This window comes from Burkholderia seminalis DSM 23518, assembly GCF_902832885.1.
Lineage (GTDB): Bacteria > Pseudomonadota > Gammaproteobacteria > Burkholderiales > Burkholderiaceae > Burkholderia > Burkholderia seminalis.
On sequence record NZ_CADFDK010000010.1, the window covers coordinates 52,882 to 72,599 of the forward strand.

The following is a 19,718-nucleotide window of genomic DNA, read 5'->3' on the forward strand; positions in this document are numbered from 1 at the left end:
TGTATGGCGGATATCGCCCTGTTTCAAGACGACGCGTTTTCGCTGTCGTCCCTGAGTGCTGCGATCAACGAGCAGCCGTATGTTCCCGGCCGGATCGGCACGCTCGGGCTGTTCGAAGAGGACGGCATCACCACGACGACGATCCAGATCGAGCGCGACGGCGACACGCTGTCGCTCGTCGCGTCTGGCCAGCGCGGTGCCCCCGCCGCTGTTGTCGCGGGCAGCAAGCGCAACATGATCCCGTTCAACACGGTGCATCTGCCGCAGCGCGCGGTGATCATGGCCGACGAGATCGCGAATCTGCGTGCGTTCGGTTCCGAAACGGAGCTGGAGGCGCTGCAGACCGTCGTGAATCGCCGACTCGCGAAGATGCGTAAGCAGCTCGATGCGACGCACGAATTCCACCGCATCGGCGCAATCAAGGGCGCAGTGCTCGACGCGGACGGCAAGACGGTGCTGATCGATCTGCTGAAGTACTTCGGTATCGACCAGACGGTCATTCCGTTCGAACTGTCGACCGCGACCACCGAGATTCGCCAGAAGTGCGTCGAGGTGCAGGACGCGATCGAAGATGCGCTCGGCGCGATGACGTACACGGGTGTGCGCGTGCTCTGCGGACGCGAGTTCTGGAACAAGCTGATCGTCGCGAAATCGGTGAAGGAAACGTATCTCGCGTCCGTGATGGCTGCGCAGCTGCGTGGCGATGCACGCGACGCGTTCGACTTCGGCGGTTGCACGTTCGAACGTTATCGCGGTCGCGTCGGCGATGTCGGGTATGTCGCGGACGACGAAGCGCATGCAGTGCCGGAGGGCGTGTCCGATCTGTTCATCACGCGCTTCGCGCCGGCCGACTACGTCGAAGCGGTGAACACGACCGGGATTCCGTACTACGCGAAGCAGGAACTGATGCCCTTCGGCAAGGGCGTCGAGATCGAGGCGCAGTCGAACCCGATCCACCTGTGCACGCGCCCGAAGGCGCTGGTCAAGCTGAAGGCGTGAGATGGCGTTCCGGGATCTGATGGCCGACGTCGATACGGCCGTGAAGCGAGACCTGTCGGATGACGTCAAGATCGACGGCAAACCGTTGCAGGGCATGTTCAAGGCGCCTTGGCTCGGCCCGGATCTCGGAACGCAACGCACGCAGCTCGTTGCACCGATCCTCGACATCACGGACGACGATGCGGCACGCGTGCGCGAAGGCAGCATCGTTGAAGCGGGTGGCGAGCGGTTCCGCGTTTTGGCGATCCGCCCGGCTGGCACGGGCTGGACGATCCTGATTCTGAGGTGACGATGGATCTGCTGAAGGTCGAGATCGACGTAAGGGGCGCGCTCGAAGCGCTCGCGGGCCTGCCGCCTGCATCAATGCAGGCGGCATGGCGTCGGACGCTACGCAAGACGGGCGCATGGATACGCAGCCAGACAGCGAAAGAGGTCAGCGGCGCTACGGGCATCCAGCAGAAGCTGCTGCGGCAGCGGATGTACTTCTTCATGCGATCGCTCGATACGGGCAAGGTGTGGCTCGGGCTGAACCCGCTCGAGGCGCATCGGCTCGGCGGGGTCCGGCGCACGAAGAAGGGCATCCGGGCCGGCAAATCGCTGTTCGAGGGCGCGTGGCGCAAAACGACGAAACAGCCTGACGGGCCGATCTATCGCCGGACCGGGAAGGCACGAACGCCGTTCGAGGTCGTGACGGTCGAGTGGTCGCAGACCGGCGATCCGGCATTCCGGAGGGCTGCCCGTGCGTGCGAAGCGCGCCTGATGACGGTGCTGCGGCAAGAGGTCAACTATGAACTGCAAAAGGCGGTGAACCGTGCTCGCTAACCTGAAACAACTGCACGACGGCATCGAGGCGGGATTGCGCGAACGACTGCCGGATCTCGAACGCATCCATGCGTATCCGAAGGTCGGCAAGTCGATCGACACCCCCTTCATTGCGATCGAACTGACGGAGCTGGAACCGGGGCACGACGACGGCACAGGCCGGGTGCCGCTGATCGCGCGCATGCAGGCCCGCGTGATCGTCGACCCGCTGGTGGAGGGTGCCGAGGTTCAGGTGCGCGAGCTGTCCGCGCGCGTGCTGCAAACGGTGCACGGGGCGACCTGGGGATTACCCATGACGCCCGGCAAACAGGTCGGGTCGGCCGGTGAAGATCCGTTTCGGCCCGAGCTGGATACGTATCTCGTCTGGCTCGTCGAGTGGGTGCACGAATTCGACCTGGGCGATGCGTACGAGCCGCCGACGAAGGGGCGCACGGTGTTGTGGGGTGTCGATCCTGAGACGGGGCCGGGGTACGAAGGCCGTTACTGGAATCCGGCGGAACAGGGAGCGGGGTGACGTGTGAGCGACTTCGAGCTTGGCGAGATGGATCGCCGTATGGCGTGCCTGACGCAATCCGCGGTCGTGGAGGCGATCACGTACGATCCGCCGCGCGTGAAAGTCCGTGTCGGCGATTGGGTGAGCGACTGGCTCAAATGGCAGGCCGGTGCCGCCGGCAAGGTACGGCATTGGCGTCCGCCGTCCGTCGACGAAGAGGTCGCGCTGTGGGCACCGTCCGGTGATCTCGCGAGTGCGTTCGTCGCGCCCGGCTACTACACGGAGCAGCACGGCGGGTCCGGTCGGTCGAGTCCCGACGAGACCGCGACCGACTTCCCGGACGGCGCATTCGAGCAATACAACCATGCGAGCCATGAATACGTGCTGTCGGTGCCGGCCGGTGGTCGGATCGTGTTCCGCATCGGTGGCACGGAGTTCGAGCTGAAGGCGGACGGCGCAACACTGCGCAGCGCGAAGTTGCTGGCAGATGTACCGGACTCGACGTTCACGGGGAACACGACGACCGAACAACTGCTGACGTTCAACGGCGGCATGCAGGGCAAGCCGGGCGAGGGTGGCGGTGTCGCGATGAAGATCGCGGGCGGTGCCGAATACACCGACGACGTTGTTGCCGGCGGACGGTCGCTTACGAAGCACAGGCACCGCGAGCAAGGCGACGGCGAGCTGGTTGGCCCGCCAGTGTGAGCGCAGCAAAGTAACTTTCGACCCCGCCCGCGCGGGGTTTTTCGTTTGTGGGGGTAGTTATGGCGAAAGACGCACAGCAAGGCGGGGCGGCGGCTCCTGTGACATTCATCGATACCGAGTTTCGCAGCCGCGTGATCGTGTTTCCGGACGGCTCACACGTTGCCGTGCTGGCCGGCAAAACGGAGGTGACGGAGCCCGAGCACATCGCATATCTCGAATCGCGCGAGTGCTTCAAGCGCATTCCGACGAAGGCGCAGTAATGGTCGCGCTGGTCGGTATGTGTCGCCGCACGGGCCGACTGATCGGCGGAGTCGAGCATCTGGTGCAGAGCATCGCGGACATTCTGAGCACGCGCAAGGGAACCCGTCGCCAGCGGCCCGATTACGGCTCGGATCTCCCTGCGATGGTCGACCTGCCGGTCACGCGCGGATGGATATCGGCAGCACAGGCCGAAGCCGCGCGTGCAATCGGACGGTGGGAGCCGCGTATCGCGCTGGATAGCGTGAAGGCGCTGTCTGTTGTGGACGGCAAAGTAACTTTTCGGATCGCTGGGCAGTACGACGGCGATGACGTTGTGTTCGAGGTGACGATATGACAGTGATCGATCTGTCGGCGCTTGATCCGCCGGATCTCGTCGAAACGCTCGACTTCGAGGAGGTGTATCAGCGCAAGCTGGAGCACTTCAAGCGGATCTATCCGGATTGGTCGGCAGCGCTCGAATCCGACCCGGTCGTGAAGCTGCTGGAGCTGGCCGCGTACGAGGAAATCCGGTTTCGGGCGCGTGTCAACGATGCCGGACGTGCCGTGCTGCTGGCCTATGCAACGGGGGCGGATCTCGAACACCTCGCGGCGCTCTGGAACCTGAAGAAGGAGATCGTCGATCCCGGAGATCCGGAGGCGCACCCGCCGATTCCGGTCACGTACGAGCGTGACGAGCGCTTGCGACTGCGTACCCAGATGGGGATCGAGCGGGCGTCGACGGCTGGGCCGTTCGGCTCGTATCGATCGCTCGCGATGGACGCGTCAGCGGATGTCGCGGACGCGCGCGTCGACCGTCCCGAGCCGGGTGTTGTGCGCGTGGTCGTGAAGTCGTATTCGAACGACGGGATCGCAAGTGCTGCGCTGCTCGACACGGTGCGCCGCGCGCTTACGCCAGAGGATCGTCGGCCGCTCAACGACACGCTGCTTGTCGTACGGGCACGCCCGGTCAATTACTCGATCGTCGCTGACGTCTACATCGGCCGGGGGCCTGATCCGGGCGTTGTGCTAGCTGCGCGACGGCAGGATCTCGATATCGCTGTTGCGGCAGGTGGGGGATTGCGGGTCGGTATGCCGAGGTCGGCAATAGCCGGGGCGCTGCATCCGAAGGAATCGGGCGTCGTGCGGGTCGATCTGCAATTCCCTGCGGCCGATGTCGTGTGTGCGATCGACGAGTTCGCACGCTGCACGTCGATCGTGCTCAATCCAAAGGTGAACGATGACGACTGAAGCATTGCTGCCGACGAACCAGACGAGCCTTGAGGCAGCGCTCGCGGAGGTAATGCGCCCGAGCGTCGACCCTGACGTGATCCGCACGCTCTGGGATGCGGATCGGTGCCCGGTTGCATTTCTGCCGTGGCTCGCGTGGTCGCTCGCGGTCGACGGGTGGGAGCTGGCGGAGTCCGAAGACGCGCGACGCGCACTGATCAAGTCATCGCTGGCGATCTACCAGCGCAAGGGTACGCCGTGGGCGATTCGCGAGATCGTGCGGCGGCTCGGTTTCGGCGAGATCGATATTCAGGAGGGGCGTCAGATCAAGCGCCGCGACGGATCGTTCAAGCGGAACGGCCGGTACCGGTACGGCGGCTCGACTGCTTGGGCCGAGTACATCGTGACGCTGCGGCAACCGGTGACGCGGGATCAGGGGGAAAACCTGAAGCGGGCTATCGAACGCTACGCGCCGGCCCGCAGTGCGCTGGCGTGGCTCGATTTTTCGGAGGTTGCGATCCGGCATAACGGACGCGCGACGCGCAATGGTCAATATACGCGAGGGGTGATCGGAACATGGCCGATTTGAAGGAAGAGAGTAAGTGGGAGCCGGGGATTCGCCAGTTCGAGACGGAAGACCCGGTGCAGGGTGGCCCGGACGGCGTCGACAACATCGCACTCAAGCAACTTGGCAACCGGACGCGATACCTCAAAGATCGCGCGGACGCGGCCGACAAGGTCGTCGCGGGTCTCGGGAGCGGGAAGCTGGACAAGTCGGGCGGTGCGGTGTCGGGGGCGCTGCTCGGGAAGCCCGGTGCGATCGCTGGCAACAATCCGAAAAACGTCGGGTATGCGTTCGATGGCGATCCCGATACGGGCATGTTCTCGCCGGCAGATGGCCATCTGCAGCTCGGGGCGAACGGCGTGCCGTACGTCGTCATGCTCGGCAACAATTTGACGCTCGGCTCGCCGGGTTTGATTGCGTTCTTAACCAACGGTGTCGAGCGTGGTCGATTCACGCCTGAGGGCCGACTGTTGCTCGGATCGATGGCGGACAACGGGCGGGACGGGCTGCAGGTCGCTTATCGAGCATCGTTTGCGAACGGCCTCCAAATCACCGGGATGGAGGGGCCTGATGGCGGACACCTTCGTACGACCGATCCTAACTATGGGGTGCTGTTGCGTCACGACGGTATGTCGGCGTACTGGCTGCAGACGAAGAAGGGTGATCCGCTCGGCACGTGGAACACGTATCGGCCGTTTGCGTGGTCACTCGATACCGGGTACGTCACGATTGACGGTACCGGCTTGGGAACACGGATCGGAGGTCAGTTGTCGGTGGGGCCGGCGGCCGGCGAAGGTCAGATCAAGGTCGGGGCGGCAGACGGCTACTTCTACGGCAATGCCACTTCGGTGGGTTGGTGGGGCGGCAATGCCGGGTCGTTCCAATACTGCGCGGCGGACGGATCGTTTCGTATCAACGGCAAACCGGCCTGGCATTCGGGAAACCTGACGCCGCTCGATCTCAATGTCGGCGGAACTATGAAGGGCACGCTCTCGTTTGCTCCGGGGGGCGCGCATCGTCCTGTCCGAAGGTACGCCGCAGAATCCGTCGCTGACGTTCGACAAGGACGGTGCGCCGGATACCGGTCTGTACCACATCGCCGACGGCGAGTTTGGCGTGACCTGCAACGGTCTGGTCAACGTACGATTCACGGCCAACAAGGGCACGATCTTCGACCGTGCGGTACAGGTTCCGACTCCTGCCGCCGGTGACAGGTCGAACAACGCAGCGTCGACAGCGTACGTCGTCGACGCGATCGCATCGGCGTCGATCGGTCAGATCATTTTCGAATCCCGGACAGCGCCGCGTGCAGGATGCCTCACGTTGAACGGTACCTTGCTGAATCGCGCCGACTACCCGGCGTTATGGGCATATGCGCAAGGTAGCGGCACGCTGGTCGAAGACAAGGATTGGGGGAACGGAAACTTCGGCTCGTTCTCGACTGGCGACGGAGCTACCACGTTCCGGATTCCGGAGTTTCGGGGTGAGGGCATTCGGTGTGCCGACGCGGGTCGAGGTGCCGATCCAGGCCGGCGAGTCGGGACGTGGCAGGACAGCCAGAATCGCTCGCACGCGCACGGTGCTTCTGCTGCTGCGGTCGGAGATCACGTGCACGGCGCTTGGACTGACTCGCAGGGCTTTCATGCACACCACGGCAACACGGTCGGCGCTGGTAGCCACGATCACCAGATCAATTATCCGCTTCCTCAATACGGCGGGGACACTGATCGAGGCGGTGTAGCTAGCGTCTTCTCGATTGATAACGAGGTCCGCAATGCGCGTACGTCTGCGGTCGGCGACCACGCACACGCGTTCGACACGGACGGTGCTGGGGCGCATGGGCACAACATCGGTATGAACGGAGCCGGGGCACACAGTCACGCCATCACGGTGGCGGCAGATGGTGGCGCAGAGGCGCGCATGCGCAACATCGCCGTGCTCGCCATGATCCGGGCATTCTAATTAGTGAGGTAGAGCATGCTTTGCAATCAATACGACAGTCTGACGGGCCAGTACATCGTGAGTTTTCTGGCCGACGTCGATCCGATGAATTCCAGCCGCTATCTGGTGCCCGCGTTCTGCACGCTCGAACCGCTGCCCGAGCGTGCGCCACGTACGTGGCCGTTCTGGCGCAACGACAAATGGGAAATGCTGCCGGACTATCGCGGCGTGCGCCTCTATCGCACCGAGTCCGGCGCAGTGGCTGAAATCACGGTCGCCGGTGTGACGCCGGACGAGGTGGGACTGAGCGAAGTCTCGCGCCCGTCCGATGCGCATGTGTGGCGTGATGGTGCATGGGCGATCGACGAAGAGATCGTGGCGGGCAAGGTTCGTGAAGCCGCGATGAACGACTTCTTCGCGAGACTGGAGAAGGCACGGAAGCAGAATCTCGGCAAATCGGACGCACGCGTGACGGGTCGGCTGTCGGATCTCGAAGCGGCAACGTTCGATGCGTGGACTGACTATCAGGTCGCACTGGTGCGTGTTGTCGAGTCGCCGGATTTTCCGGCGCAGATCGCGTGGCCGAATGAACCCGATCCGGATGCCATTCTCGCGAAGGTGCAGGCAGAGCGGGCGGAGAAAGCGGCTCTCGAAGCCGACGAAGCTGCGAAGCGCGAAGCGGAAGCGAAGCAGGCCGAAGCAGATCGCGCGGCAGCAGAGGCAGCGACGCCGACTCATGTCGACGACGCTGAACCGCTGCCCGAGTCGGGCGAGACCACCAAAAAGTAACTTTGCCGACGCCACTCGTTCGGGTGGCGTCGTTTCGTTTCAAGCCGCTCCGATGAGCGGCTTTTTTATTTCCGGAGATCCGCATGGCAGCGACTTCCTTTTTCCACGGCATCACGACGACGATCGTCGACAGCGGCCCGCGCACGATCGCGGTGCCGTCGTCGTCGGTTGTTGGTATGGCCGACACGTACACGCCCGGTCCCGATCTGGCGCAGCCGAACGTCCCCGTCCAACTGACCAGCTACGGCGAGGCGGTTCGTGCGTTTGGCGAAAACAGCGCGATCGCGCGGGCCGCCCGCGCGATCTACGCGCAGAGCAGCGCGGTTGTGATTGCGGTTGGCGTGCCGGCAGCGGCGGACGTGGCGCAGCTCACGTCGGCGATCATCGGCGGTGTCTCGGCCGGTGGCGCACGCACGGGCATGCAGGCGCTGCTCGACGCGAAGTCGCGTTTCAACGCACAACCGCGTCTGCTGATCGCACCTGGGCACACGTCCAAGCAGCCGGTCGCGACGGCGGCTGACTCGCTCGCCGGCAAGCTGCGTGCGATGGCCGTGATCGACGGTCCGAACGTCGACGACGAGGCTGCGATCGCGTACGCGAAGAATTTCGGCAGCAAGCGCCTGTACATGGTCGACCCCGGCGCGAAGGCGTGGGACAACGCGACGAACGGCGAGATCGCACTGCCGGCGTCGACATACGCAGCGGGGCTCTTCTGCCAGACCGACGCGAAGATCGGCTTCTGGGCGTCGCCGTCGAACAAGGAGATCGTCGAGATCACGGGCACGGGCCGGCCGATCGAATACCTCGACGGCGACGAGACGTGTCGCGCGAACCTGCTCAACAACGCGAACATCACGACGATCATTCGCGACGGCGGTTATCGCCTCTGGGGGAACCGCACGCTGTCGGCCGATCCGAAATGGAAGTTCGTCACGCGCGTGCGCACGCTCGACATCGTGATGGACGCCGTGCAGGCCGGCCACAAGTGGGCAGTCGATCGCGGCATCACGGCGACGTACGTCAGCGACGTGACCGAAGGGCTGCAGGCTTTCATGCGCGACCTGAAGCGCCAGGGCGCCGTGATCAACTTCGAGGTCTATCCGGACCCGCTGCTGAACACGGCCAGCCAGCTCGAAGACGGCAAGGTGTACTGGAACATCCGATTCACGGACGTCCCGCCGGCCGAAAACCCGATTTTCCGCTTCGAGGTCACGAATCAGTGGCTGACCGAAGTGCTGGATAACCAGATCTAAGGGAGGAACGATGATTCCGGAAACTCTGTACAACTGTAACGCGCATGTCGACGGCCGCGGATATGCGGGGCGTGCGACGAGCATGACGCCGCCGAAGCTGAAGATCAAGACGGACGACTTCCGCGCGGGCGGGATGGACGCGACGGTCAAGGTCGATCAGGGCATGGAAGCGCTCGATGCGTCGTTCTCTATGTCGACGATGGAATACGAAGTGCTGCGCTTCTTCGGTCTGGTGGATCAGGGGGCGTTCAACGCCGTTTTCCGCGCGGTCTTCATGGATCGCAGCGGGAAGACGAAGAACGTCGCCGTGTATCTGCGCGGCATGCTCCACGAAGTCGATCCGGGCGACTGGAAGCCGGGCGACAAGTACGAGGCGAAATTCTCGGTGTCGTGCGACTACTACAAGCTGGAGATCGCCGGAGCGATCGTGCACGAGATCGATGTCTTCGCGTCCAAGCGCGTGATCAACGGCGTCGATCAGCTCGCCGAAGTTCGCAAGGGTCTCGGCATGTAATTGCCACGTCGACGTCACTCGACGGACACGCGTCAATGCTACTTTGTTTAATCAATGGCGGGCCGACGGCTCGCCATTTTTTCATTTCAGGAATCGCAATGGAAAAGGTCACGGTCCCGCTCGCTTATCCGATCAAACTCAATGGTGTCGAGTGCGACAAATTCACGATGCGCCGGCCGAAGGTGCGCGACATGCGTGGTGCGCAGAAGCTCGCGCCGAACGACGCCGAGCAACAGGAGCTGATCCTGTTCGCGAATCTCGCCGACGTCTCGCCCGACGACATCGAAGACATGGACATGGCTGATTACGAGCGCGTGCAGGACGCGTACTACTCCTTTCGATCCGTACGCGAAGCTGGACCGAAAGACGCTCAAGGCGCTGGCGAAGCGGCTGGTGCGTGAATGCGGCATGTCGCCGACGTCGATCGACGAGATGACGGTCGACGACATGCTCTGGTGGTTGACGGATTGAGGGGGCCGGGATGGCGAAAGACTTAGCGCTTGGCATCGTGATCGGCGGGGCCGTCTCGGCAACGTTCGGGAAGGCGATCACCGACACTTCGTCGAAGATCGACGCGATGAAGAAGCGGGCGAACGACTCGCGGCTCTGGCAGCGCCAGATCGGCGAGACGATGCGCCTGCAGGACGAGTTCCGCCGGTTGCATTCGGCGGGCGACAGCGCGGCGGACGGCATTCGCCGCAAGCTCGACAGCAATCTGAAATCGCTGCGAGACGCTGGCATCGAGGTCGGCCGGCTCGATCGGGCGTATGCGCAGCTCGGGCGAACCGCTCGCGGGCTGGATCTGAAGGTGGCCGGCCGCGAGCGGTTGGCAGCCGGGCAAGAGGCCGGTCGCGGCGTGATCGGCGATGCGATGAAGCTGACGGCGGCCGTCGCGGTGCCGGCGACGATCTCGGCGAACTATCAGGCGATCATCCGCGACATCGCGATCAAGGCCGGCATCGCGCGCACGCAGGAAGAAGCCGCGATGGGGGCGCGGATCAGGCGTGACGCCGGGGCGAACGGTATCGGCCGCAACGAGCTGGCCGACGCCGTCAACCAGATGGTCGCGGGCGGCATGGATCTGGATCGCGCGCTCAACTTCGCGCCGCTGGTTGCGAAGTTCTCGATCGGCCAAGGGGCGACAACTGTCGAGACCGCGAAGATGATCCAAGCGCTGCAGCAGAACGCGGAGATCGTCGACCCGAAGCAGATGTCGAAGGCGCTGGAATCGATCGCGTATCTCGGCAAGGAAGGGTCGTTCGAGTCCGTCGACATGGCGCGGTGGTTCCCGGTGCTGCTCGCCGAAATGAAGAAGATCGGCATCACCGGGCAGGACTCGGTGACGCAGCTCGGGGCGATGCTCCAGGTGCAGATGAAGACGGCCGGCAGTTCGGACGAAGCCGCGAACAACCTGAAGAACTGGTTTTCGAAGATTGGCTCGGGCGAAACCGAGCGCAACTATGCGAAGGCCGGCGTCGACTATCAGGCAAAGATGCGCGAGGCGATCGGCAAGGGCTGGTCGACGCTGGAAGCGTCGTTCGTGCTCGCTCGCGCGTACATCGAGCGTGTCGACCCGGCCAAGGCGAAGCAGCTCGCGGCTGCGGCGAAGCAGTTCAATTCGGAGATGGACCCCGCCAAGCGACAGACGCAGATGGCCGCGTTCGCCGAGACGATGAAGACCGGCGACCTGTTCAACGACATGCAGGTCAAGGCGGCGCTGACGGCGTACATGCAGAACGCCGAGCTGTATTCGAACCTGAAGCGCAACGCGCAGCAGGCGAGCGGCGAGATCCAGAAGGATCTGGAAGCGCGTCGGGAGACGTCCAAACAGATCTGGAGCGAGGTTGGGCAGCGGTGGGACGACGCGATGCGCAGCATTGGCGACGCGTTGCGTCCGATCACGGATCGCGTCGGCGAGGCGGCGAAGGGGGCCGGCAGCGGTATCCAGTCCGCAGCAGACAGCGCCCCGAAGGCGACTGCCGCTGTCGTCGGCATTGCCGGCACGGTGCTGGCGGTGCGCGGAGCAAAGGCACTTTGGAGCATCGGTCGCGGCATGTTCGATATCGCGCGCGGGACCTTGCTGGCGCGTGGTGGTCGAGGGGCTGCGGGGCGTGCAGGTGGTGCAGGTGCTGCGGGCGGTGCTGTCGGGCGCGCGCTGGACGCGATCGGCGGGGCTGCGAGCGCGGCTGGGGGCGTGCAGCGCGTGTTTGTCGTGAACATGCCCGGCGGTGGCGTCGGAGGTGGTGGCCTTGGCGATCTGATGGGCGGTGGGCGTGCCGGTCGAGCCGCACGTCGTGCGGCAGCTCGGGCGGGGCGGCTCGGGAGGATCGGGCGGGTCGTCAACGCGGGGCGTGCGCTCTTCGGTCGGGTTGCGCCGTGGGCTGGGAAGCTGGCCGTCGCGGGGACCGTCCTGAAGTTCGGCCTTGCGGCTCGCGAAGCGTATGCCGTCGCGTCGAGCACTGATACGAACGAGCGGAAGGCGAGCCGCTTCGCCGGCATCGCCGGCAGTCTCGCGGGTGGCGTGATCGGCGCGAAGGTCGGGGCGACGATTGGTGCGCTCGGCGGGCCAATCGGGTCTGCGGTCGTCGGCGTGATTGGCGGGGCTCTCGGGACGTTCGTCGGCGACAAGGCATTGAGCGCCATCGCGAGCAAGTTTCTGAGCAGGAAACCGGACGAGGTGCCCGCGAACGCCGAAGCGGTTGCCAAGGCAGCGAAGGCTGCTGAGAGTCCGGCGGCAGATAGCCGCTTCGGGCCGCGTATCGATCAGAAGAACACGTTCGCGCCGGTCTTCCACGTGAAGATCGAAGCGAGCGATGCCGACATGACGAACAAGTTCCTCGCGCAGGTCAGTCCGCTGCTGACGCGGGCGCTGGACGAGCATCAACGCAAGGCGAACAGTCGAACGGCAATGTTCGACGCGCCGCATATGTAAGGGAGGCGCTATGGATGTGATCCGCCAGATCACGGGGGCCGCGACGCAGGCGGGAATCGCGACTGAGCGCGTGCGCCAGATGGTTCGCATATTCGACCGGAACCGTGCGGCCAGCATGGCGACAGTCGACGTGCTGCAGCGTCTCGCGACCGGCAATCTCAGCAGCGCGGCCGAGCTGCTGACGGGCGCGACGAGCGCGCTGTCGGTGGCGTCGGATTTGTTTCCGCAGGTCGGCGCGGTCATGCGCAGCTTCAATGCGACGCAGGCGTCGATCGGCTCGATTCTGAAGGCCGTCGACGGATCGAATTTCCCCCTTGTGCGGGCTGCCGCTGACAGCGTGAAGTCTGCATTGGGTGGGGCATGGAATCAGTTCAACGCGGCGGTTGGCCTGAAGGACTCGGCGGTGATGGATGTGATCAAGTCGACGGGCATCGGGTCGATGCTGTCGGGTCTGGTCGACGGGGCGTCGTCGAGCACGCCGCACCTGATGACGATGACGACGGATGCAGGCGACGCCTTCCACTTCAACCTGTCGACGGCTGCTCACGACAAGTTGCGGCGGGCGACGCGGTATCGAGTCGCGTCTCAGGAGCGCCTGAATCGTCAGGAGGCGCTGCAGCCGGTCAGTGAAGGGGGCGAGACGATCACGCTGTCGGGCGTCGTGTTTCCGTCACTCGGTGCCGGCACGAAGCAGATCAGCCGGCTGCGTGCGATCGGCGGCCGGATGAAGCCCGTGCAGCTCACGACGGGCGACGGCGAAGTGCTCGGCCGCTGGCTGTTGCAGGCGATCGAGGAGGAACAGGACGCGCTGCTCGCGGACGGCATGCCGCGCAAACAAACATTCTCGGTGGAGTTCGGCCGCTATGGCGAAGACTTTAAGAACGTCTGACGGCGACGTGCTCGACACGCTCTGCTATCGGTACTACGGAACGCTGCAGGGCACCGTCGAGGCCGTCTACGACGCGAATCCGGGGCTGGCGAATCAACGGCAGCCGTTTGCGTCTGGTGTCGAGATCGTGATGCCGGATCTCGATGCGCCGCGCGTCGAGTCGGTCCAGCTCTGGACTTAGCGAGGGGCGATGGAAGCGATTTTTCAGGTGGTCGCAAACGGCTCGGACGTGACGAAGGTGATTCAGGACCGCGTGCTGGAGATCCGGGCGATCGACAAACCCGGTCTAGACGCCGACGAGTGCACGATCACGCTCGACGATCGTGACGGCCGCATCGAATTCCCGCCGAAGGGCGCGACGTTGAAGGTGTCGATCGGATGGGACGGTATGGGGCTGTCGATGCTCGGCGAGTACGCCGTCGACGAGGTCGGATTGCGCGGGCCGCCGGCCAGTGTCGTGATCCGGGGGAAGCCCGCGAACATGCGCGCGACGTCGAAGACGCAGCGATACGGGAGCTGGTCGAACGCGAAGCTGGCCGACATCGTCGGAGACGTCGCGCGTCGTAACAAGTGGTCGGCCGCGTGCGACGTCGACGTCGTCGTGCCGCGCATCGACCAGTTCGGCGAGAGCGATCTGCACTTCATCACGCGCGTGGCTCGGCAGTACGGTGCGACGGCGACGGTCAAGGCCGGCAAGCTGATCGTCCTGCCGCGCGGCGGCGGCAAGAGCGCGAGCGGCAAGCCGCTGCCGATCGTCACGCTCACGCCGGGCGACCTGCTCGATTACGACATCAATTTCCCGGATCGCGCGAGCTTCGCGGCCGTGCGCACGAAGGTGCATGACCGCAAGACGGGGAAGAAGATCGACCTGACGATCCCGAATCCGGACGCCCCGCCAGGTGCGTCCGCGGTGCATACCGAGCGTCACGCATTTGCCAGTCCAGAAGCCGCGAAAGCGGGGGCAACATCGCGAATGGCGACGCTCAACCGACACACGTCGACGAGCCGGCTGACGATGCGCGGCCGCGCCGATCTGTCGGCCGAGAAGACGATCGCGCTGCAGGGATTCAAGAAGGGCGTGGACGGCGAGTTTCTGATCGAGTCGGTCGAACACACATTCGCGTCACGCGGGTGGATCACGGTCGTCACATTGAATGGAGGGAACAAGGGGAAAGCGAAGGTCGGACACGGGAAGAAGAAGGGCAAGAAGATCGATCTGGTGGTGCCGGCGCCGAAGTAACGCCGCGCACTGTTATTTGAAGGCCGCTCACGGGCAACCGGAGCGGCCTTTCTTTTTATCGGGCAAGGGGAACCGATGCAAGACCATGAAAAGACGATTCTGGAGCTGATCATCATGGGCGGTTTGATTGGCATCGCGAAGGTGTTGGTGGGCAACGAACATTTGACGCTCCGGCTCGTTGCCGGCCGTGCCGTGTTGGGGTCGGCGACGTCGATGGTGGCCGGGCTTGCGCTGCTGCAGATCCCGGATCTGCCGCCGATCGCGCTGCTCGGGCTCGGTAGTGCGCTCGGCATTGTCGGGTCGCAGTACCTCGAAGTGCTGCTGCGGCGGCACGCGAAGCGTGTGTTTGGGGAGAAGTAACGATGGCGCGAATCAGTGTTGCCGCCGCAGGCGGAAAGAACCGTGTGGCGTTTCTCGACACGGTCGCGGTGAGCGAGATCGGCGCGGCGTTGCTGGCGAAGTCGGACGACGGCTACAACGTGCTGGTCGGTTCGACCGCGTCGCGTCCGCTGCTGTTCTCCAGCTACGTGTCACATCCGAATGTGCTCAACCGGCAGATCCGTGTGCCGTCGACGGCGGCTGGCCGCTATCAGATCCTGACGCGCTGGTGGCGGATCTATCAAGCGCAGATGAAGCTGCCCGACTTCGGGCCGGTGTCGCAGGACCGGTACGCGTTGCAGCAACTGCGCGAGCACGGCGCATTGCCGTTGATCGACGCGGGACGGTTTCGTGAAGCCATCGCCAAGGTGTCGAACGTATGGGCCAGTTTGCCGGGGGCCGGCTACGGCCAGCATGAGAACGACATCGAGCATTTGCTGGCCGCGTATCGCGCGGCCGGCGGGGAGGTGGTCGCATGACATGGATCGATCCGCGTATCTGGCTGCTCGTCGTTGCCGGCGTCGTTGCCGGCTCGGCCTGCGGTTACTTCAAGGGACACCGTGACGCTGATCAATCCGCGAAGGTCGCGGATCAGGCGAGGCAGATCGATGACCTTCGGAACGAACGAAACGAGATTCGCCGCCGGCTGGCGGCACAAGAGGGGATCGCAACCGATGCTGCAAAGAAACGTGATCAGGCGGTCGCTGATGCCGCTACTGCCGATGCTGCTGCTGACGGCCTGCGCAAGCAGGTCGCAGTGCTCGTTGCCGACGTCCGGCGTGCCAGCGCTTCGGCCGGAAGCCCGGCAGCCGGCGACGCCCTCGATCTGCTTGCCGACGTGTTCGGCCGGGCTGACGAGCGCGCGGGAGAGCTGGCGAAGATCGCTGACGAGCGGGGCATCGCCGGCCAGCAGTGCGAGCGCAGTTATGACGCGTTGATCGGCGACGCGCAATCCAATCTGCCGCAGTAGCGCGACGATCGAGGCCGAGCGGTCTCGAAAGAAACAGGGCGACCGGGGGAATGTTCGCGCATTTACCCGGTCGCCTTTCCACTGTCTGAGCCAGTGAATCAGCCAAGGCCCTGTTTACCTACGTAGGCGGGCCGGATTCTACACCAAGTTTAAAAACGGCTTTCACAATGGCAAATCCCATCATTCCTTGGATCGGCGGTAAGCGCCGTCTCGCAGATCACCTCATCCCGCGTTTCCCGGCGCACGACTGCTATGTCGAAGTATTCGCGGGCGGGGCTGCACTGTATTTTCTGCGGCCGCCGGCCAAGGTCGAAGTCATCAACGACGTGAACGGTGAGCTGGTCAACCTATATCGCGTCGTACAGCATCACCTGGAGGAGTTCGTGCGTCAGTTCAAATGGGCGTTGACGAGCCGGCAGGTATTCGAGTGGCTGAAGCACACGGTCCCGGAAACGCTCACCGATATCCAGCGTGCTGCGCGGTTTTACTACCTGCAGAAAAGTTGCTTTGGGGCGAAGCTCGAAGGTCAGACATTCGGCACGGCGACAACTGCGCCGCCCGGTCTGAACCTGCTGCGTATTGAGGAGGAACTGTCTGCAGCCCACCTACGGCTTGCGAACGCGTTCATCGAGCGGCTGGATTGGGCTGCTTGCATTGATCGATACGATCGCCCGCATACGCTGTTCTACTTGGACCCACCGTATTACGAGACGGAAGGGTACGGCGTGGCGTTTCCGTTCGGCGAGTACGAGAAAATGGCGCACCGCCTGCGGTCGATCAAGGGGCGCGCGATCGTGAGCCTCAATGACCATCCCGACATTCGGCGCGTGTTCGACGGCTTCCACATCGAGACCGTGCCGATTCAATACACGGTTGGCGGTGGGAGGGGCGTCGAGCGAAACGAGCTGATCATTTTCAGTTGGGACGACGCGGCGCAGCCGGTCGGTCTGTTCTAGCGGACGGCTCGGCCGCAGGTCCGTTCCGATGGCGTACCCCGCAATTCTGCGGGGTTGTTTGGCGGTAGGCGCATTGGCTAAATGTCACATTTGGTCAAGTCGCCTTCCGACGCTCGACAACCGCCTGTTGCTCGGGTAATAGTCGGATCATTAGAAACCGAGAGGGCCTGCGTGTGAAGCGGAACTATCTCCGTGTCGGAGATCATTCGACCAGCGGCGGGGTGGTCGTCGACAGCATTCCGACTATGAGTTGCCAAGGGGTTGGGCTTACCTACGTTGGAGCCAAAGTAACTTGTCCGGCGTGCAAGCGTGTCGGCGTCATCGTTGCAGAGGGGCCGCGTTGGCCGGGCAATTTGATGGGGCACCAAGCTGCGCTGGAAGGCGATAAGGTCGCATGCGGGTGCAGTCCGCTCCCGACCATGATCGCATCGCAGTCTGAGATGTTTCAGTCCTTCGAGTCGGATGCACTCGTCAAAATGGGTTTCTCTGCGACAGGAGGTCCGGTCGCGCTGGAACTCGCTGCCCCAAAGCCATCAGAGGGATTCTGTCTCTCGTGCATGGTTGCTGCTGCCAGGAACGCGGCTGCGATGATCGTTCGCGGGTGAGCAGCGATGGGCATTCAAGATATCTATTCGGCGGTGCAGGAGCGGGCGAGCCTTCCGGTTCGTCTGTTTGCGCTTGTGGATGGTCTGTTGTATTCCGAGCTGGTCGGTTCCGAGCCGCGCAGGGTGCGTGATTCGGCAATGGCGTTGCTTGATGCAACACCGGACGCCTCGCTCGCGGATGCCGGCCCTTGGCTATTCGACTTCGCGGCTGTCGACGGTGATTGCCGGCGCGCGCTCGGGCAGTTGGCGCAGAGCGAATATGGGGTGAACTGGATCATCAGCGCCTATGGACCGAGCCAGCTTGCGGCCGAGCTTCGGGAGAGATTGGACGGTACGCTGCCGGACGGTCGATCGGTAATGCTTCGCTACTATGACGCGCGCGTGATGCGCCATTTCGCGCCGGCACTCAGTTCAACCGAGTTGACGATGTTCTTTTCCCCGACGTTCGATTGGCTGTTAGAAATCGACGGACAGCTCTTCAGGGCGCACCCCTATGCCGCTTAATCTCACCCCGGCGCACCTGTCGGCACTCGCTGAAGGTGAAGCGCGCAATTTCGTCGATGGCGTGCGGCGCGATCTGATCAAAGCCGATCCCACCCTGGGACAGGATATCGACCTTCACCATCGTCTATGGGATGCGTATCGAGCAGCGCGGACGCTCGGCATCCAACAAAGCGATCACCTCGTCCAGTTCCTTAAAATCGAGGCGTATTCGCCGAGCTTCTACGACAAGCCTGCGACATGGGCTTGGCTGACGAAGCCCGGTCGCGACGCTGACGAGCGTTTCCAAGTCTACGTCCAAGAGATCACTTGGCGATCACAACATCCCGATAGCTTGAAAGGAGTCCCGCATGGCGGCACCGTTAATCCCCCTAGTGACAGCCGCAGCGGCGGAAGCGGGGCCGGCATTGTCGGCTATTGGAAGCGTATTACTGGGGGGCGCGGCAGTAGCGGGGATAGGTAGCCTTCGGGGTGACGTTAGCAAGATGGACGAGCAGACGAAGGCAAAAACGGAATCGCGGACAATGTCCGACTCCACTGCGCCCTGCAAGAAATGCCCGCCCGAACAGACCGGCAAACTTGTGCGTAGCCGACACGGCGCCAACTGGCCTGCGTATCGATATCAGGCGCGAGTAACCGGCTTCGCGTTCGATGCGGAGAGCTGCCTGTGGAGCGACGAGTGGGAGTGGCTTGGGATCGATTTTGACGGATTCAAGCCACAAGAGTGTTTGCTGCAGGAAGCGAAGGGGAACTACGACCAGTTTCTTGATGGATCTATTCCGAAGTCCGAACAGTTCTTCAAGGGCTTTCGCCACATGCGCGATCAGGCGATCAAGCGTGCGTTGAGGGTCAAGGCGAACCCACCAACGCGGCTACGGTACTATTTCCAAGGACCGCTGACCTATAAGCGAATGGCGGTATGGTTCAAGACCATGTCGATTGAGTCGGAGTATTTTCCGTAACTTCCTACCATCATGAAAATTGATTCCTTCATCAAGGCCGGCGGGATCGAGGTGTTCGCATTCGCGCAAACACTTGCGAAGGTCGGCGCAATTGTTGATGTAATGGCGGCCGCGGCTCCGGATCTGGCGCGTCCGAAGTGGCGTATGCAGGGCGATACGCTCGAAGAGGCGCAGGCTGGCGAGGTGTATGCGGCCGATGGCCAGCCTAGTAGCGCGGCGGTAACGGCGCTGGAGAATGAATACCGAGGCGAGGAAACGTCGTCGCTCGGGATATGGGACGGTAGCACGGACGATTCCATTGGCGCATCGGTCGAGGTCTTCGCGTGCGGTGGGCACTTCCCTGACACGGTCTCGCTCGGCGCTCGCGGGGCGTTCATCGAGCACAAAGATACTGTGGCGAGTATTGTGGTCAAGACCGCACAGGAGTTTTTGCCGGCCGTGATCTCGGCCGCGCCGGACGGTTATTCGGAGAAGCAGGCGTTTCAGGATCGTCCCGGTGTCGGATGGATGATCTATCTGCCGGTGGAGCTGACCGTGCAACAGATCCCTGAAGCGCAGGAGATCATTCCCGTGTTGTCCGCAGATGGGAAGAGGCGGCTCGGGACGATCCTTGTCAGCATCAAGGATGAGGTGTTCTCGGCCGACAATGAGGAGCACCTGGCCGTGGCACACAATATCGAGGCGCGACTGATTTCGATGGATCTCCTCCCGCTTCTTGCCGAGATTTGAACGCTGCC

At 63.4% G+C, this 19,718-nt stretch carries 28 protein-coding genes; all 28 read left to right on the forward strand.

Annotation, left to right across the window (positions count from 1 at the left end; genetic code table 11):
* Window positions 1-3 precede the first annotated feature (3 nt).
* The 28 genes from HWX00_RS26165 to HWX00_RS37005 all read left to right on the forward strand — a co-directional run bounded on the left by HWX00_RS26165 (window position 4) and on the right by HWX00_RS37005 (window position 19,710).
* Window positions 4-999 (forward strand): major capsid protein, encoded by a 996-nt coding sequence (locus tag HWX00_RS26165; RefSeq protein ID WP_027808007.1) that lies wholly within the window; start codon window positions 4-6, stop codon window positions 997-999.
* Window position 1,000: 1 nt separating this feature from the next.
* Window positions 1,001-1,288, forward strand: coding sequence for a head-tail joining protein (locus HWX00_RS26170; RefSeq protein ID WP_175027553.1), 288 nt, complete (start codon window positions 1,001-1,003; stop codon window positions 1,286-1,288).
* Between the two features lie 2 nt (window positions 1,289-1,290).
* Window positions 1,291-1,821 (forward strand): phage tail protein, encoded by a 531-nt coding sequence (locus HWX00_RS26175; RefSeq protein WP_175027552.1) that lies wholly within the window; start codon window positions 1,291-1,293, stop codon window positions 1,819-1,821.
* Window positions 1,811-2,335 (forward strand): hypothetical protein, encoded by a 525-nt coding sequence (locus tag HWX00_RS26180; RefSeq protein ID WP_175027551.1) that lies wholly within the window; start codon window positions 1,811-1,813, stop codon window positions 2,333-2,335. The genes HWX00_RS26175 and HWX00_RS26180 overlap by 11 nt, the downstream gene beginning before the upstream one ends.
* A gap of 3 nt (window positions 2,336-2,338) precedes the next feature.
* A complete protein-coding gene (locus HWX00_RS26185; protein WP_175027550.1) occupies window positions 2,339-3,019 on the forward strand; it encodes a phage baseplate assembly protein V in 681 nt (226 codons plus the stop codon).
* 98 nt (window positions 3,020-3,117) lie between these two features.
* The gene (locus HWX00_RS26190) at window positions 3,118-3,279 is read left to right on the forward strand and encodes a hypothetical protein (RefSeq protein ID WP_226135219.1); all 162 of its coding nucleotides are present in this window, start codon (window positions 3,118-3,120) and stop codon (window positions 3,277-3,279) included.
* On the forward strand, window positions 3,279-3,614 hold the full coding sequence (locus tag HWX00_RS26195) for a GPW/gp25 family protein (protein ID WP_174388054.1): 336 nt from the start codon (window positions 3,279-3,281) through the stop codon (window positions 3,612-3,614). The genes HWX00_RS26190 and HWX00_RS26195 overlap by 1 nt, the downstream gene beginning before the upstream one ends.
* Window positions 3,611-4,507: a baseplate assembly protein gene (locus HWX00_RS26200; protein WP_175027549.1), complete on the forward strand. Its 897-nt coding sequence runs from the start codon at window positions 3,611-3,613 to the stop codon at window positions 4,505-4,507. Before HWX00_RS26195 ends, HWX00_RS26200 begins: the two co-directional genes overlap by 4 nt.
* The gene (locus HWX00_RS26205; RefSeq protein WP_124632623.1) at window positions 4,497-5,075 is read left to right on the forward strand and encodes a phage tail protein I; all 579 of its coding nucleotides are present in this window, start codon (window positions 4,497-4,499) and stop codon (window positions 5,073-5,075) included. The genes HWX00_RS26200 and HWX00_RS26205 overlap by 11 nt, the downstream gene beginning before the upstream one ends.
* Window positions 5,063-6,262, forward strand: a complete 1,200-nt coding sequence (locus HWX00_RS36995) for a phage tail fiber protein (protein ID WP_244131196.1) — start codon at window positions 5,063-5,065, stop codon at window positions 6,260-6,262. The genes HWX00_RS26205 and HWX00_RS36995 overlap by 13 nt, the downstream gene beginning before the upstream one ends.
* Before the next feature lie 112 nt (window positions 6,263-6,374).
* Window positions 6,375-7,013: a phage tail protein gene (locus tag HWX00_RS37000; protein ID WP_244131197.1), complete on the forward strand. Its 639-nt coding sequence runs from the start codon at window positions 6,375-6,377 to the stop codon at window positions 7,011-7,013.
* 15 nt (window positions 7,014-7,028) lie between these two features.
* A complete protein-coding gene (locus tag HWX00_RS26215) occupies window positions 7,029-7,781 on the forward strand; it encodes a tail fiber assembly protein (RefSeq protein WP_175027548.1) in 753 nt (250 codons plus the stop codon).
* A gap of 83 nt (window positions 7,782-7,864) precedes the next feature.
* The gene (locus HWX00_RS26220) at window positions 7,865-9,034 is read left to right on the forward strand and encodes a phage tail sheath subtilisin-like domain-containing protein (protein ID WP_174388059.1); all 1,170 of its coding nucleotides are present in this window, start codon (window positions 7,865-7,867) and stop codon (window positions 9,032-9,034) included.
* Window positions 9,035-9,044: 10 nt separating this feature from the next.
* A complete protein-coding gene (locus HWX00_RS26225) occupies window positions 9,045-9,548 on the forward strand; it encodes a phage major tail tube protein (RefSeq protein WP_175027547.1) in 504 nt (167 codons plus the stop codon).
* Window positions 9,549-9,646: 98 nt separating this feature from the next.
* Window positions 9,647-9,949 (forward strand): phage tail assembly protein, encoded by a 303-nt coding sequence (locus HWX00_RS26230; RefSeq protein WP_175027546.1) that lies wholly within the window; start codon window positions 9,647-9,649, stop codon window positions 9,947-9,949.
* Between the two features lie 80 nt (window positions 9,950-10,029).
* Window positions 10,030-12,480 (forward strand): phage tail tape measure protein, encoded by a 2,451-nt coding sequence (locus tag HWX00_RS26235; RefSeq protein WP_175027545.1) that lies wholly within the window; start codon window positions 10,030-10,032, stop codon window positions 12,478-12,480.
* A 10-nt stretch (window positions 12,481-12,490) separates the two neighbouring features.
* Window positions 12,491-13,369 carry a phage tail protein gene (locus HWX00_RS26240; protein WP_175027544.1) on the forward strand — a complete coding sequence of 293 codons (879 nt, stop codon included), beginning with the start codon at window positions 12,491-12,493 and terminating at the stop codon, window positions 13,367-13,369.
* On the forward strand, window positions 13,344-13,550 hold the full coding sequence (locus HWX00_RS26245) for a tail protein X (protein ID WP_175027543.1): 207 nt from the start codon (window positions 13,344-13,346) through the stop codon (window positions 13,548-13,550). The genes HWX00_RS26240 and HWX00_RS26245 overlap by 26 nt, the downstream gene beginning before the upstream one ends.
* 9 nt (window positions 13,551-13,559) lie before the next feature.
* Complete coding sequence (locus tag HWX00_RS26250) at window positions 13,560-14,609, forward strand: phage late control D family protein (protein ID WP_175027542.1); 1,050 nt, start codon at window positions 13,560-13,562, stop codon at window positions 14,607-14,609.
* A 75-nt stretch (window positions 14,610-14,684) separates the two neighbouring features.
* Complete coding sequence (locus HWX00_RS26255) at window positions 14,685-14,969, forward strand: phage holin family protein (RefSeq protein ID WP_023475464.1); 285 nt, start codon at window positions 14,685-14,687, stop codon at window positions 14,967-14,969.
* Between the two features lie 2 nt (window positions 14,970-14,971).
* A complete protein-coding gene (locus HWX00_RS26260; RefSeq protein ID WP_174388065.1) occupies window positions 14,972-15,466 on the forward strand; it encodes a glycoside hydrolase family 24 protein in 495 nt (164 codons plus the stop codon).
* Window positions 15,463-15,957 (forward strand): DUF2514 family protein, encoded by a 495-nt coding sequence (locus HWX00_RS26265; RefSeq protein WP_175027541.1) that lies wholly within the window; start codon window positions 15,463-15,465, stop codon window positions 15,955-15,957. The genes HWX00_RS26260 and HWX00_RS26265 overlap by 4 nt, the downstream gene beginning before the upstream one ends.
* A 167-nt stretch (window positions 15,958-16,124) precedes the next feature.
* Window positions 16,125-16,913 carry a DNA adenine methylase gene (locus tag HWX00_RS26270; RefSeq protein ID WP_175027540.1) on the forward strand — a complete coding sequence of 263 codons (789 nt, stop codon included), beginning with the start codon at window positions 16,125-16,127 and terminating at the stop codon, window positions 16,911-16,913.
* Window positions 16,914-17,086: 173 nt separating this feature from the next.
* The gene (locus tag HWX00_RS37415) at window positions 17,087-17,518 is read left to right on the forward strand and encodes a PAAR domain-containing protein (RefSeq protein ID WP_175027539.1); all 432 of its coding nucleotides are present in this window, start codon (window positions 17,087-17,089) and stop codon (window positions 17,516-17,518) included.
* Between the two features lie 6 nt (window positions 17,519-17,524).
* On the forward strand, window positions 17,525-18,022 hold the full coding sequence (locus HWX00_RS26280; protein ID WP_175027538.1) for a DUF4123 domain-containing protein: 498 nt from the start codon (window positions 17,525-17,527) through the stop codon (window positions 18,020-18,022).
* Complete coding sequence (locus tag HWX00_RS26285) at window positions 18,012-18,482, forward strand: hypothetical protein (protein WP_074800583.1); 471 nt, start codon at window positions 18,012-18,014, stop codon at window positions 18,480-18,482. Before HWX00_RS26280 ends, HWX00_RS26285 begins: the two co-directional genes overlap by 11 nt.
* Before the next feature lie 22 nt (window positions 18,483-18,504).
* A complete protein-coding gene (locus HWX00_RS26290) occupies window positions 18,505-18,981 on the forward strand; it encodes a restriction endonuclease fold toxin 5 domain-containing protein (RefSeq protein ID WP_319001535.1) in 477 nt (158 codons plus the stop codon).
* Window positions 18,982-18,993: 12 nt separating this feature from the next.
* A complete protein-coding gene (locus tag HWX00_RS37005) occupies window positions 18,994-19,710 on the forward strand; it encodes an Imm52 family immunity protein (RefSeq protein ID WP_226135226.1) in 717 nt (238 codons plus the stop codon).
* Window positions 19,711-19,718: the final 8 nt, after the last annotated feature.